13 protein-coding genes are annotated in these 13787 nt (G+C 57.4%); 5 read left to right on the forward strand and 8 right to left on the reverse strand.

Annotated features, from left to right (window positions below; genetic code table 11):
• Positions 1–3: 3 nt before the first annotated feature.
• From MKFW12EY_RS18905 to MKFW12EY_RS18930, 6 genes are all read right to left on the reverse strand, one after another.
• Positions 4–1563 (reverse strand): cytochrome ubiquinol oxidase subunit I, encoded by a 1560-nt coding sequence (locus MKFW12EY_RS18905; protein WP_221053564.1) that lies wholly within the window; start codon positions 1561–1563, stop codon positions 4–6.
• A complete protein-coding gene (locus tag MKFW12EY_RS18910; protein ID WP_054761700.1) occupies positions 1553–1777 on the reverse strand; it encodes a hypothetical protein in 225 nt (74 codons plus the stop codon). Before MKFW12EY_RS18910 ends, MKFW12EY_RS18905 begins: the two co-directional genes overlap by 11 nt.
• A gap of 16 nt (positions 1778–1793) precedes the next feature.
• A complete protein-coding gene (locus tag MKFW12EY_RS18915) occupies positions 1794–2213 on the reverse strand; it encodes a phosphate-starvation-inducible protein PsiE (protein WP_054761698.1) in 420 nt (139 codons plus the stop codon).
• Positions 2214–2318: 105 nt separating this feature from the next.
• Positions 2319–4205, reverse strand: a complete 1887-nt coding sequence (locus MKFW12EY_RS18920) for a multicopper oxidase family protein (protein WP_221053565.1) — start codon at positions 4203–4205, stop codon at positions 2319–2321.
• A gap of 83 nt (positions 4206–4288) precedes the next feature.
• Complete coding sequence (locus tag MKFW12EY_RS18925; protein WP_221053566.1) at positions 4289–5233, reverse strand: sulfite exporter TauE/SafE family protein; 945 nt, start codon at positions 5231–5233, stop codon at positions 4289–4291.
• Between the two features lie 10 nt (positions 5234–5243).
• Positions 5244–5933, reverse strand: a complete 690-nt coding sequence (locus tag MKFW12EY_RS18930; RefSeq protein WP_221053567.1) for an MBL fold metallo-hydrolase — start codon at positions 5931–5933, stop codon at positions 5244–5246.
• A gap of 296 nt (positions 5934–6229) precedes the next feature.
• On the opposite strand from MKFW12EY_RS18930, the gene MKFW12EY_RS18935 reads away from it, so the two are divergent.
• Entirely contained in the window at positions 6230–7582 is a 1353-nt protein-coding gene (locus tag MKFW12EY_RS18935; RefSeq protein WP_221053568.1) for a sigma-54 interaction domain-containing protein, read from the forward strand.
• Between the two features lie 331 nt (positions 7583–7913).
• Positions 7914–8771: a transglycosylase SLT domain-containing protein gene (locus tag MKFW12EY_RS18940; protein WP_082877562.1), complete on the forward strand. Its 858-nt coding sequence runs from the start codon at positions 7914–7916 to the stop codon at positions 8769–8771.
• Positions 8772–8800: 29 nt separating this feature from the next.
• Here the strand turns inward: MKFW12EY_RS18940 and ppa are convergent, their stop codons facing one another.
• Positions 8801–9346 (reverse strand): inorganic diphosphatase, encoded by a 546-nt coding sequence (gene ppa, locus MKFW12EY_RS18945; protein ID WP_054761696.1) that lies wholly within the window; start codon positions 9344–9346, stop codon positions 8801–8803.
• 71 nt (positions 9347–9417) lie between these two features.
• Here ppa and MKFW12EY_RS18950 point away from each other — a divergent pair, with 71 nt between their 5' ends.
• Together MKFW12EY_RS18950 and MKFW12EY_RS18955 are read left to right on the forward strand one after the other, a co-directional pair.
• Positions 9418–10233, forward strand: a complete 816-nt coding sequence (locus MKFW12EY_RS18950; protein ID WP_082409819.1) for a DUF2797 domain-containing protein — start codon at positions 9418–9420, stop codon at positions 10231–10233.
• Positions 10234–10426: 193 nt separating this feature from the next.
• Entirely contained in the window at positions 10427–11521 is a 1095-nt protein-coding gene (locus MKFW12EY_RS18955; RefSeq protein WP_054761695.1) for an L-dopachrome tautomerase-related protein, read from the forward strand.
• On the opposite strand, the gene MKFW12EY_RS18960 is transcribed toward MKFW12EY_RS18955, so the two are convergent.
• The gene (locus tag MKFW12EY_RS18960) at positions 11518–12453 is read right to left on the reverse strand and encodes a LysR family transcriptional regulator (RefSeq protein WP_054761694.1); all 936 of its coding nucleotides are present in this window, start codon (positions 12451–12453) and stop codon (positions 11518–11520) included. The genes MKFW12EY_RS18955 and MKFW12EY_RS18960 overlap by 4 nt on opposite strands.
• 576 nt (positions 12454–13029) lie before the next feature.
• On the opposite strand from MKFW12EY_RS18960, the gene amoA reads away from it, so the two are divergent.
• Complete coding sequence (gene amoA, locus MKFW12EY_RS18965) at positions 13030–13782, forward strand: bacterial ammonia monooxygenase, subunit AmoA (RefSeq protein WP_054761692.1); 753 nt, start codon at positions 13030–13032, stop codon at positions 13780–13782.
• The last annotated feature ends 5 nt before the right edge of the window (positions 13783–13787 follow it).

Genomic DNA, 13787 nt, shown 5'->3' on the forward strand with positions numbered 1-13787 from the left:
TCCTTAATGGGCCAGCGCCGCGGATTGTTCGAAGTGGTAGCGGCCGGTATGCAAACTGCTGGGCCCCAAGCGCACGTACTTCAGCATCAGATACATCTCGATGATTAGTAGTACGGTGTAGAACAAGGCAAAACCGGCCAGACTGAACCAGAGCTGCTCGCTGCTGAGGCTGGATACGCTCATGTGGGTCGGCAATACGCCGGAGATGGTCCAGGGTTGGCGGCCGTATTCGGCGACGAACCAACCGGTTTCGGCGGCGATCCACGGCAACGGAATGCACCATACCGCCATCCGCATCAGCCAGCGTTTCTGGTCGGCGACGCGGGTGGCGCAGTAGTAAAACGACATCGCGAAGACGAACAGCATCGTGAAACCGCAGGCGACCATGATCCGGAAGGTCCAGAATAGCGGCGCCACATGGGGAATCGTGTCGTTGGCGGCTTTGGCGATCATCGCGGCGTCGGCATCGACCACCTTATCGGTGTATTTCTTCAACAACAGGCCGTAACCCAAATCGGCCTTATGCGCTTCGAACCCCGGTTTCGCGCTCAAGTCGCCGGCGCGCAGTTTCTGCAGCTCGCCATAGGCCACCATACCGCTTTCGATGCGCTGGGCGCTCTCCTTACGCAAATCCTTCAAGCCCTTGACGTCTTCGTCTATCGAGCGGGTCGCGATCAAGCCCAGCACGTACGGAATCTTGATGGCAAAATCGGTGCGTTCGTTTTGCTGGTCCGGGAAACCGAACACGGTAAAACTGGCCGGCGCCGGATGGGTTTCCCATTCCGATTCGATGGCCGCCAATTTGATTTTTTGGGTTTCGCCGGAGGTATAGCCGCTTTCGTCGCCGAGCACGATCACCGACAGCACCGAGGCCAGACCGAAGGCCGAGGCAATCGAAAACGAACGGCGGGCGAAACCGATGTCGCGTTTGTTCAACAAATACCAAGAGCTGATGCCCAACACGAACATCGAACCGGTGACATAACCGGCGGCGACGGTGTGCACGAACTTGACCTGCGCCACCGGGTTGAAAAACACGTCGGCGAAACTGGCCATCTCCATGCGTAAGGTTTCGTAATTGAACTCGGCGCCGACCGGATGCTGCATCCAGCCGTTGGCGATCAGAATCCACAGCGCCGACAGGCTGGTGCCGACCGCCAGCAGCCAAGTTACGAGCAAATGTTGCACCTTGGTCAGGCGATCCCAACCGAAGAAGAACAAGCCGACGAAGGTCGATTCCAGAAAGAACGCCATCCAGCCTTCCGCAGCCAACAACGGCCCGAAAATGTCGCCGACGTAGTGCGAGTAATAGGCCCAGTTGGTACCGAATTGAAATTCCAGCGTCAGGCCGGTGGTCACCCCCATCGCAAAATTGATGCCGAATAGCTTGCCCCAGTATTTGACCATGTCCTTATAAACTTCTTTACCGGTCATCACGTAGACCGATTCCATGATGCCGAGAAGAAAGGTCATGCCCAAGGTCAACGGCACGAACAGAAAGTGGTACAGCGCGGTCAGTCCGAACTGCATCCGGGAGAGCATGACAATATCGTCACCGAACATGGTCGGACTCCTTTATGGGTTGTGAAGAAAAATTGTGCGCCGCCGGCAAGGCAAAATGGGCGGCGATATCGGGTTTGCCGGCCGGACGCTCCTGCCAGCGGAAAATCAAAAACCACAAGCCGAACAGCAATAACACTTTCAGCAGCAGCGCGGCGCCGATCTCCCAGCGCAAACGTTGCGCCGGCGCCAAATTCGGCGGCTTAGTTGAATGCATAATCCCTCCGCGGGCCTTAGGCCTCGTCTGTCGGTTTGCGGATGATCCGGGTGGCGAGCGCCAGCAACAGTACGCCGCCGGACACCAACAAGATCCCCATATCGGCCTGGTGGTGGGCCTGAATGTCGGCGATCAGCAGTCGCGCCAGCGCGGTAATCGCGATGTAAATCAGACAGCGCACCGGCATCAGATTGGTCTTGAAGTAAATGCCGACCATCGCCCCCAATTCCAGGTAAATGAACAGCAGCAAGATGTCGCCGATTGTGGCGTGGCCTTGCAGCATCATGCCGGCATAGGCCACGACCGCAGACCAGACGATACTGGCGCCGATCACGAACAGCGCCAGATAATGGAAAGCCTCGATCAGCAGATTGCCTAACATATCAGCTCTGGCCTTACTGCGCCGGTGCCAGGCTTCGAATTGGCGCGGGTCCATTACCGCCGCCTCGGCGCAGCAAGCGGTATCCGGTTGGCAGCGACAACCTTGCCGCCGCTGCCTAGCCGTAACGTTACGCTAGCCATATCGCCTGCGTCTTACCGCTTAACCGACCAGAAAATCCCGCATCATGCCCATATCCTCGTGTTCCAGGTTATGGCAGTGGTACATGAACAGGCCTTTAAAGTCCTGGAACGGCTTGATGATGCGCACCCGCTCGCCGGGCATGACCAGAACGGTATCCTTCCAGCCGCCTTCGATGAAACCGTCTTTGACCGTGGCGTAACCGTCGCCCTCGCCCATGCCGAAGGTACGGCTCAGGATTTGGAAATATTGGCCGTGCAAATGGATCGGGTGCGCCATCGACATCATCATGCCCATGTTGCCGCCCCTGCCCATACCACCCATGCCGCCCATTTGATGATCGCTACCTTTACCTTCGCCGCCATGGTCCATGCCGCGCATCATACCCATTTTGTGGCCGCCCTCGTCCTGGCCGCCGCCGTAGTTCATGCCGCCCATGCCCATACCCATGCCGCCCATGCGCCGGCCGCCGGATTCTTCCCGGTTACCTTGGCGCATGCCTTGGGCCTTGCCGGCATCGCTGCCGTGTTCGCCGCCGGCTTTGTCGCCATGGCCGCCGCTGCCGCCATGGGCGTGGAAAATTTCCATCAGTTGCACGGTATTGAACGGAATCCGTTCGCCGGGCAGGATGTCGTTATAAGCATAGGGCCGGCCATTCAACACCATCCGCATCGGCCCTTCGGAGATGCCGATCGGCACCGGTTTATCGGGATTGGCGGTATCGTGCAGCGTGTAACGTTTGATTTGCGCCAAACTATCCGGCAGTTTCGGGCTATCGCCGACCTGGCGCGCCACTTTGATTGTAAAAATCGGGTAATCGCTGCCCATCGGCAAGGCACTGGCGTGCATGCCCATGCCGCGGCCGGCACCGTGTTCGCCGCCGCCCATACCGCCCATCATCCGCTCGGCCATTTTCGGCAACGCGCCGGAAAAAGAACGGCTGCGCAATACCAACTGTGAGCCGACCTTACGTCCGCTGAAATCCGCCCAAATATCCAAACGTTCGCCGGGGGCCAGCATCACGTAAGGTTTGTTGACGGGCACTTCCAACAAGCCGCCATCGGTACCGATGACGGTCAGCGGGGTATTGTCGTCCCAGGCCAGCTTGTAAATGCGCGCCGTTGAGCCGTTGAGGACGCGGAAACGGTAAGCCCGACTGGCAACGTCGAGCTGAAAATCGGCACGGCCGTTGACCAGGATGCGGTCGCCGTAAAACCCCATCATCCGGTCGTGCATGCCGTGCACGTATTGCAATTGGTTGTTGGCATCGAAGCGGCGGTCTTGAATCACGATAGGCACTTCGTATTCGCCGCTCGGCAGCTCCAGACGGCGTTCCTCGGCATCGTTGACCAGTATCGCCCCGGCCAAACCGTGGTAAACCTGCCTGGCGGTCGTGTTATGCGGATGCGGGTGGTAGATGTTCATGCTGGCCCGATTCAGCATCTCGAATTCGTAGACGAAAGTCTGGCCTTTGTCGATTGCATATAGCGGATGGCCGTCCATTTCCGCCGGCACGTGCAAGCCGTGCCAATGGGTGATGGTGGCTTCGTCGAGCTGGTTGTGCAGGTTGATGCGGATTTTCTGGCCCTTTTCGAAACGCATCACCGGCCCCAGGTAAGAACCCGGAATTTCGGCCAGCGTATTGGCCGGGCCTTTCACCAGTTTGGCGAAGTAGCGTTGCACCCGGGTAACTTGGCCAGGCAGAATCGCCACCTCCGACGGCCGGCAGAACAGATCCAGCTCGACATCCGGATGAAAACTGGCCGAGGCTTTGAAAGGCGCCATTTTCGGCATGTCGCCCATGTTTTCCATCGCCTGTAACCAGCCCGGCATACTGGCGTACGCCAACAAGCCAACCCCGCTTTGGGCAAAAAACTGCCGGCGCGATTTACTGAAATGATTAGACATATCCCCTCCTCGAACGGTTTTTATAGTTATGCGCCACCTTTGGGCAGGTAGCGGTTACGGAATAAACGATCCGCTATATTAGGTTAGACTAATTTTCGATTATGTTTGGCGTCGGCCAACCCCAACGGCTCCAGCGCTGCGCCGCCACGATGGATGCGCCGGCCTATCCATGCCAATAGCATGGCCGCGGCCAACCCGCCCCAGACCCGCTTTTCGCCGACAATAGCCTCCGGTTGCACAGCGGTTAGCGCAGACCGCACCTCACCGTTCAACGCCTGCGACAGCACGTAAACCGCCACCAACACGACGAACCAGCCGAAGCCGCGGCGCAATAAGGCCGCGCTGAGAAAATTCGACAGCCAGGCGCCCAAACCGCTACCGGCCACCGCGCCGACCATCACTACGGCCGTCAACGGCAAATCCAGTTCGGCGTGGTTGATATAACCGCTGAAGCCGGCCACGGCATTCATTACGATCACCAGCAACGAGGTTCCGATCGCCGCCGGCATCGGCAGGCCGACCCAAAGCGTCAGGGCCGGCACGATCAAAAAGCCGCCGCCGACGCCGACCAAACCGGTCAAGCCGCCGACCAGGGCGCCGTCGAACAGCAGCCGCAATACCGGCGTCCGCAACGGGCACATCGGTAACGGCTGCCGGCCCTGTGCCGGCTCCGCCGCCGCCTTCTTGAACATCATCGCCAAACCGGTTACCAACGTGACCAGGCCGAACAACAGCATCAACCAGTCGCCGGAAATATGGCCGGCCAGGCGGCCGCCGCCGAATGCGCCGCCCATACCGGCAATGCCGAATACGACGGCGCTTTTCCAGCAGACGTGGCCGCGCCGGGCATGCGGAATCAGCGCCATCAGGCTGGAGACGCCGACCACGACGAAAGACGTCGCAATGGCGGTCTTTGGCGCCACATTCAACACGTACACCAGCATCGGCACGGTCAGAATCGAGCCGCCGCCGCCCAGCAAGCCGAGCAGCAAGCCGATTCCAACCGCCAAACCCAGAGCGGTCAACATCTCGCCGCTCCTAACTCAACGAACCGCACGACTGGTTGGCCGGCAAGGCCTGGTCGATGAATTTCGGATAGGCCAGTTTCAGCTCGCTCATGATGGCGATGAATTCGTCGCGGGTCTTGCCGCCGCCCAAGCGCGGATTTTTCGCCATTTCCTGTTTGATCGTCGACACGGTGTTGCCGTGGTAATCGTGGCCGGGATAGACCAGAGTATCGGGCGGCAGCGTAAACAGTTTGCCGGTAATGCTGTCGTAGAGCTGGCCGGCATCGCCCTGTTGGAAATCGGTACGGCCGCTGCCGCCGATCAGCAAGGCATCGCCGGTAAATACTCGGTCGGCCATCACGTAACTGACGCAGCCGTTGGTATGGCCGGGCGTATGCCGTACTTGCAGTTGCAGATCGCCGACCTGCAACGGCACGCCGTCGGTGACCAGCAAGTCGGCGCACATCGCGCCGGCGTCGCGGTGCACCACACTTTTACTGCCGACTTTTTCCCGCAGCAGGCCGGAACCGGTGATGTGGTCGGCGTGGACGTGGGTTTCCAAGGTATAAACCAGCTGCAAATCCAAGCTTTGCAACAGATCCAGGTACAGCGGCAATTCCGATGCCACCGGATCGATCAGGCAGGCGCGGCGGGTGCGCTCGCAGCCGAGAAAATAGCTGTAGGTGGAGGTTTCGGTTTCGAAGAGTTGTCTGAAAATCATGACGCGCTCCGTTTATCGCAAAATAAGAAAGAGATACCGTTTTCATATCAAGACCCGTGCCAATTCCAATCGGCGCCTTAGATAGCACAGCACGCCATCGGCAGCCGGGTCAGGAATCGATGTAGTTAAGGCTAGACACTTGTTTTAACTAAAAAATTTCATAGCTGTGCATATCGACTCCAAACTCCGGCCGGATCAGCCGTGGTCATGGCTGGCTCCGGCAATGTTTCAATATGAAACATTGAAACAACGCTGATACACTTGAAACATCATTTGAAACAAATCCCGGTAAAGCCATGGCATTTTCCTCTCCCGTTTTCCAACGCTGGCTAACCCAGATCGGCGCCGACCATGTGTTGGAAGTGATGACCGATTTGTTCGAGTCGGGCGCGGTATTCATCGTCGATGCCAACAGCGACATCCTGTTTTGGAGCAAAGGCGCCGAACAACTATTCGGCTTGAGCGCGGCCGGAGCGGTCGGCAAACCCTGCAACACGGCGCTGAACTGCGATAACGGTAACGACCCGTGCAACCTGGCCCAACTCGGCATCGTCAAAGCCCAAGCGGTGCGCATCCGCCGGCCGGACGGGACTGCGCTGGAGTGCTACCGGACCGCCAAAGCCTTTTACGACAACGCCGGCAACTTCGCCGGCGCCATCGAATATTTGCAACCGCAAAACCCGGAAGCGGGGGCGTTACCGCCCGCCGGGGAAAGTTTCCACGGTATCCTGACCCGCGACCCGAAAATGCAGGAGGCGATCCAGATCATCCGCAACGTCGCGGCGACCGAAGCCACCGTGCTGATCCGCGGCGAATCGGGCACCGGCAAGGAAATGGTGGCGCACGCTCTGCACTTGGAAAGCCCGCGCCATTACCAGCCGTTTCTGGCAATCAACTGCGCGGCGTTGACGCCTAGCCTGCTGGAAAGCGAATTGTTCGGCCATGTCAAAGGCGCGTTTACCGGCGCGGTGCGCAACCATGCCGGCCTGTTTCAGCGCGCCAACGGCGGCACCTTGTTTCTGGACGAAATCGCCGAGCTGCCGCTGGAACTGCAAGCCAAATTGTTGCGGGTGTTGCAGGAACGCAATTTCATTCCGGTCGGCGGCGACCGCCCGGTCAGCGTCGACGTCCGTATCATCGCCGCCACCCACCGCTCGTTAAGAGAAGAAGCCAAAGCCGGCCGCTTCCGCGAAGATTTGATGTACCGGCTGCGAGTGGTGCCGATCTTCTTGCCGCCGTTGCGCGAGCGGCGCCAGGACATCGGCTTGCTGCTGCAACATTTGATCAACCGCCATAATTTGCAGGGACACCGTTACGTCGACCGGATTGCGCCGGAAGCGATGCGTTTGCTGCTGGACTACCCGTGGCCCGGCAATGTCAGAGAATTGAATAACGTGGTCGAATACGCCTATGCGGTCGGCCGCGGCGGCGAACTGGGTATCGCCGACCTACCGCCGGAATTCCGCGAACCGGTCCGCTCGCACCTACCGCCGCCGGTGAGTCGGCTATCCCGAGCGCAGCCGGCCGACGAGGCCGAATTAATCCGCCAAGCGTTGCAAGCCGGCGCCGGCAATCTCGAACAAGCCGCGCAATACGCCGGCATGAGTCGCGCCACCTTTTGGCGGAAACGCAAAAAACACGGTTTGTAAACGGCGGCGCCGGCGAGGCCGCATGCCAATATTTGGACCGGCGCCGGCCTGTGGTATAGTCGATAAGCCTGCACTGTCCATATGGGCAATATTGCGATGCGGATGGGCTGGGTATAGTGCGGAACAGCTTGAAACCAAAGGCGTTCCGAGCCTGATTCAAGCCACGCCGCGGCGAATGCGGCGCATGGCGCAAATGCATGGAGATTCGGCCGATTGGGCGATCGAGCACTTGCAATGTATACGGTAGCTGGAAGCTTGGAGGATGAGGCTTCATCCTTTTCCGGCCGGGTTTTAAAAAAGCCCAGTCTCAGCAATACAGAACGAGAATTTTATGAACTTGAACCGCCTCGCCCCGATGGCATTGTTGCTGGCCTTGATTGCCGGCCCCACTGCCGCCGACCAGCCGACTCCGGCCAATCTGGCCCAAATCCGCCAAACCGCAGCCGATTTCGAACACGGCCGCATCGTTAAACAAGACTACCGCCAAGCCTTCGACATGTATTGCAAGGCCGCACTGCAAGGCGACGCCGAGTCGGCTTACAGTATCGGCTTCATGTATTTCAACGGCCGCGGCGTCGCCCGCAGCCTGGCCCTGGCCAGCCACTGGTTTAAACAAGCCGCCGACCGCGGCGATGCCCACGCCCAAAAAATGCTGGCCCGCTTCGCCGACGCCATCCCGAGCAGCGATCCTGCCTGCCTGCCGCCGCCGGTGGAACCCGAAATCAAACTGGTCGCCGCACCAAATCCGAACCGGGAGCTGGTGGAAAGCTGGGTCAAGCAAATCGCCCCGGTCTACAGCATCGACCCGGCTTTGGTCATGGCGGTGATTCAAGCCGAATCGGCCTTCAACCCCAGTGCCTTATCCAATAAAAACGCTCAAGGCCTGATGCAACTGATTCCGGCCACCGCCGAACGTTTCGGCGTCAAAGACAGCTTCAATCCGATTCAAAACATCAAAGGCGGCACCGCCTATCTGCATTGGCTGTTACGCCATTTCGAAGGCAAAGTCGATCTAGTCTTGGCCGCCTACAATGCCGGCGAGGGCGCCGTCGAGCGCTACCAGGGCATACCGCCTTACCAGGAAACCCGTAACTACGTGAAGCAAATCCTGGCTTCCTACCAAAAACCAACGCATCCAGTGCCGCCGGAAGCGTTGCAAACCAAACTGACCATCGAACAAAAAACCTGATATTGCCGCGAGCCGGCCGCCGATTTCGGCTAACGGCGGCTACTATGCGACTGTTTGTAGCGCTCCACGCTGGCCATGATTTCCTGCCGGGCGTCTTCCACACCGCCCCAACCATCCACGCTGACCCATTTCCCCTCTTCCAGGTCTTTGTAATGCTGGAAGAAATGGGTGATTTTGGCTAACTTGTCCGGCTGTAGGTCACGATAGTCGCTGACATGGTTGTAAAACGGCGTCAGGCGCGGCATAGGCACCGCCAGCAATTTCGGATCGGGGCCGGCCTCGTCTATCATCTTCAGAATGCCGACCGGGCGGCAGTTGATCACGCAGCCGCTCAACAGCGGCGCCGGGGTGATGATCATCACGTCCACCGGGTCGCCGTCCTCGGACAAGGTCTGCGGGATATAACCGTAATTGCAGGGATATTGCATCGCGGTACCCATGAAGCGGTCTACCGTCAAGGCGCCGGTGTGTTTGTCCACTTCGTATTTGACCGGGTCGCTGAACGCCGGGATTTCGATAACGACGTTAATTTCGTAAGGAATATTGCCGCCGGCGGCGACTTGCATGAATGACATCAAATCCTCTTTGAGTAAGCTGGAAACGCTGTCATTATAGCCGCCGTTACCGTTGCAACAGGATTATTCGAGTGATAGGCAGTCTGGAAAAAATGAGCAGCGCGCTGGCCAGCCCGGTGCAATACCTCTTGCCGGTTGGCGCACAACAACTCCCGTTAAATCCGCTGCTCGGCAAAACTTTGACGCTGCGCCATACCGGCCTTATCTTTTGCGTGCATTGCGGCAACAAAACCAACAAAAGCTTCAACCAAGGTTATTGCTACCCCTGCTTCATCAAACTGGCGCAATGCGATATGTGCATCATGAAGCCGGAAACCTGCCACTACGCCGCCGGCACCTGCCGCGAACCGAGTTGGGGCGAAGAATTTTGTTTCCAACCCCACATCGTCTACCTGGCCAATTCTTCCGGCATCAAAGTCGGCATCACCCGCCGCTCGCAAATCCCGACCCGCTGGATCGACCAGGGCGCGGTGCAAGCCATCCCGGTATTCGAAGTCGCCTCCCGCCACTTGTCCGGACTGATCGAAGTCGCGCTGGCCCAACACGTCAGCGACAAGACCAGTTGGCAGCAAATGTTGAAAAACAACACCGTCGAACTCGATTTGCCGGCAATACGGGACGAATTGCTCGGCAAATGCCACGCCGAACTGGCCGCAATTGCCGAACGCTTCGCCGAACAGCCGCCAACCTTGCTCAGCGATGCCGAAGCGCTAAACCTGAATTATCCGGTGCTGGAATACCCGACCAAAGTCAAATCCTTCAACCTGGACAAAGACCCGACCGTAACCGGCACCTTACTCGGCATCAAAGGCCAATACCTGATTTTCGACAACGGCGTCATCAACATCCGCAAATATGCCGGCTACGAAATCGAAGCCGTAGCTTGACCTCAACCCGCCACTAGATTTTTGCTTGGCGCAATTGGCAACGCATTGACTGTTACCAACGGCAGGTTCGGCCGGAGCGAACCCGGAAATCATCATCAATCGGATGCATGGCTCTCGATTAATTAATGTCATTTAACACCGGTTTCACGATCTCGTATGTTATGGCTCAACCCATTAACTTACGGAGACGCCGATGAACCGGTTAACCCTGTCCTGCGCTGCTCTGCTGATTACGGCCCTTGAGGTCTCGGCGGACGGCAACTCTCATTTTGATGTATTCGCCAACCTCGATACCGGCCCCGGCAATGTCACAGCAACAGCCAGCGGCCGGATCATTATGAGCCAACATCAGTTTTATCAGCCGCAATACACGGTGGTGGAATACAAGGATCAAACCTTGCTGCCTTTTCCGAATAAGGAAATGTCCGCAGCCGATTCGACGGCGCCGATCAAACTCGACTCGGTGCTGGGTATCCGCTCCGATAGCAACGGTATCGTCTGGATGCTGGACAACGGCATGCGCAGCGGGGTGACACCCAAGCTGGTCGGCTGGAATACCAAAACCAACAAGCTGCAGCGGCTGATTTACCTGCCGGCCCCGATTGCCCCGAAAGATGCGTTCGTTAACGACTTTGCGTTGGATACCCACCACAATCATGCCTTCATCAGTGACCCGGCGGGTGGCGCCAATGCCGGCTTGATCGTGGTCAACTTGTCGACCGGCGCGGCGCGGCGGGTGCTGGAAGGTCATAAAAGCGTGGTGCCGGAAAACGTCGATTTGGTCATCGACAATGTGCCGATTCAGGTGAAGACTCCGACCGGCGAGTTAGTGAAACCGCATATTGGTGTGAATCCCATTACCGAGGATTTGGCCAACGAATGGGTCTATTTCGGCCCGATGCACGGCCTCAGCCTTTACCGGATTAAAGCGGCGGATTTGATCAACGAGTCGTTAACGCCTGAAGAACTCGCAAAGCAGGTGGAACGCTACAGCGACAAGCCGATTTCGGACGGCATCAGCATTGATGAAAACAACAATATTTATCTGGGGGACTTGGCGAATAATGCGATTGGTGTGATCGCGCCTAACCGACAGTACCGGCAATTGGCGCAGTGTCCAAGGCTGTCATGGGTCGACTCGTTTAGTTTTGGTGCCAACGGCCAACTCTATGCTGTGGTGAATCGCTTGCATCGTTCGGCCACACTGAACGGCGGCGACAACCAATCCAAACCGCCTTACTTCCTGTTGAAGGTCAAAGCCTTAGCCGCAGGCCTGCCAGGACGTTAAAGACTGATTTGGGATGCGCTTATTTTCCGGCCTATGCTGTTGATTTGTTCACGCAACCAACCGTGGGCCGGGTCTTTTTCCCATAAGGGATGCCAAATCATCGCCAAATCGTAGTCCGGCAAACTGACCGGCACCGGTAACACTTGCAGCGGCACCAGTTTCTGGAATGCCACGGCCAAGCGATAAGGCAAAGACAAAATCATATGGGTCTGGGCCACGATCAAGGGTGCCGATAGAAAATGCGGCACGATGAAATTGATACGCCGCTCCAGGCCCAACTCGGTCAATTTCTCGTCGATTACCCCCAATTTATCGCCGGTTCGGGAGATCAGCATGTGTGTCGCCGCCAAATAGTCTTCCAGCGACGGCGCGGCTTGGATGCTGGGGTGATCCTGCCTGACCACGCAAGCCATGCGATCCATGAATAAATGTTCGCAGTGCAAATGCGCCGGCGGATTCAGTACCGAGGCAAAGCCCAACACCACATCCAGACTGCCGTTTTCCAGCTGCGCCAACGGAAAAGCAGACTCCGTGCGTTTGACATGAATATCCACGCCCGGCGCCGTTTGTTCAATCAATTTCGACAGCTCCGGCAAGATCAAAAACTCCATGTAATCGGTCGCGGCGATGGTGAAACGGCGCTGACTGGATGCTGGATCGAAGGCTTGCGGTGTCTCGAGTAGCCGTTCCATTTCCTGCAACAGACCGCGGACCGGCTCCACCAAGGCCAGCGCCAGCGCGGTCGGCTGCATGCCGGCAGGCGATTTAACTAAGACCGGATCGTTCAATTGCTGCCGCAAGCGATGCAAGGTATGGCTCATCGCCGACTGCGTGACGAACATGCATTCCGCCGCGCGGGTGACATTGCGCTCCCGCATCAAAACATCGAAAGCCAGCAACAGGTTTAAGTCGAAAGTGCGTAGGTTGGCCATGTGGATGTTCCTCAATGAATTCTAAGGATATCGTTGAAAATAACTTCCCGCAGGCCGGGTACATCGTTCCCATGCTTCGCGTACCCACAGGGCATAAATGGGAATGTAGCCTGAACCACTCTGCGGTTCGGGACGCTAGAGCATCCCAGAGCAGGTTCCCTCGCAGAGCATCACTGCCACTAAGTTAAGAATAAACACGTCGTTCCGGCAGGGATTGCCGGAACCCAGAAGCCAAGGACGGCGAAGGCCTTTCACATCCTTGTGAACTGGATACCGGCAATCCATGCCGGTATGACGGCTTAACTTAATGGCAGTGACGCAGAGCAGGGGAACCATCAGTGAAATCGGCTGCATACTAAACAAAATCGCTGCTGGCCGGTATGAACAGTCTTGATGATGACGAATGAAATTTCACCATTTCACAGCCAAGCCGTTTCTCCCTACCTTATACCCCGAGCGCGTCGTCCAAGCCTACAAGGTTTAACTCCCCCCAAGGGTAGCTTTTCGGTTGGCGGCGCGCCCAACTACTCAATGGCGATTGCCGTTTACTGAAACACATTACGGGGGATTCTTACCATGTCCGCACAAATTCCAATTTCAACATTCAAACCTTATCGGGGCGAAAAAGCCCGCTTGGCCAGGGCTTACGATTATCTGATCCTGGTGCTGGCCCTATTCTTATTCATCGGATCGTTCCATCTCCATTTCGCACTGACCGTCGGCGACTGGGATTTCTGGGTCGATTGGAAAGATCGGCAATGGTGGCCTTTGGTGACACCGTTGATCGGTATTACCTTTCCAGCCGCCGTACAGGCGGTATTGTGGGATAAATTCCGACTGCCTTTGGGGGCCACGCTGTGCGTTGCCGCCTTGTTGCTGGGCACTTGGGTCACGCGTGTGTTTGCCTATCACTACTGGAATTTCTTCCCCATCAACATGGTGTTGCCGGCCACCATGGTGCCGGGCGCATTGGTATTGGATACCTTGTTGATGCTGACCAACAGCCTGACCATCACCTCGATTTTTGGCGGCGGCGCGTTTGCCTTGTTGTTCTACCCCACCAACTGGCCGATTTTCGGCATGTTCCACCAAGCGGTCGATTACCACAACAGCCAGCTTTCGGTGGCCGACGTGTTCGGTTTCCAATACATCCGCACCGGCATGCCGGAATACCTGCGCATCATCGAACGCGGTACCTTGCGCACCTATGGTCAGTACGCGACGCCATTGTCGGCATTTTGTTCGGCATTGTTGTGCTCGTTGATGTATCCGCTGTGGTGGAAAATCGGCAAATTGTTCGCTGATACCCGTTATCTGAAAAGCATTTAAGGAGC

It is taken from the genome of Methylomonas koyamae (assembly GCF_019669905.1).
Classification (GTDB): Bacteria; Pseudomonadota; Gammaproteobacteria; order Methylococcales; family Methylomonadaceae; genus Methylomonas; species Methylomonas koyamae.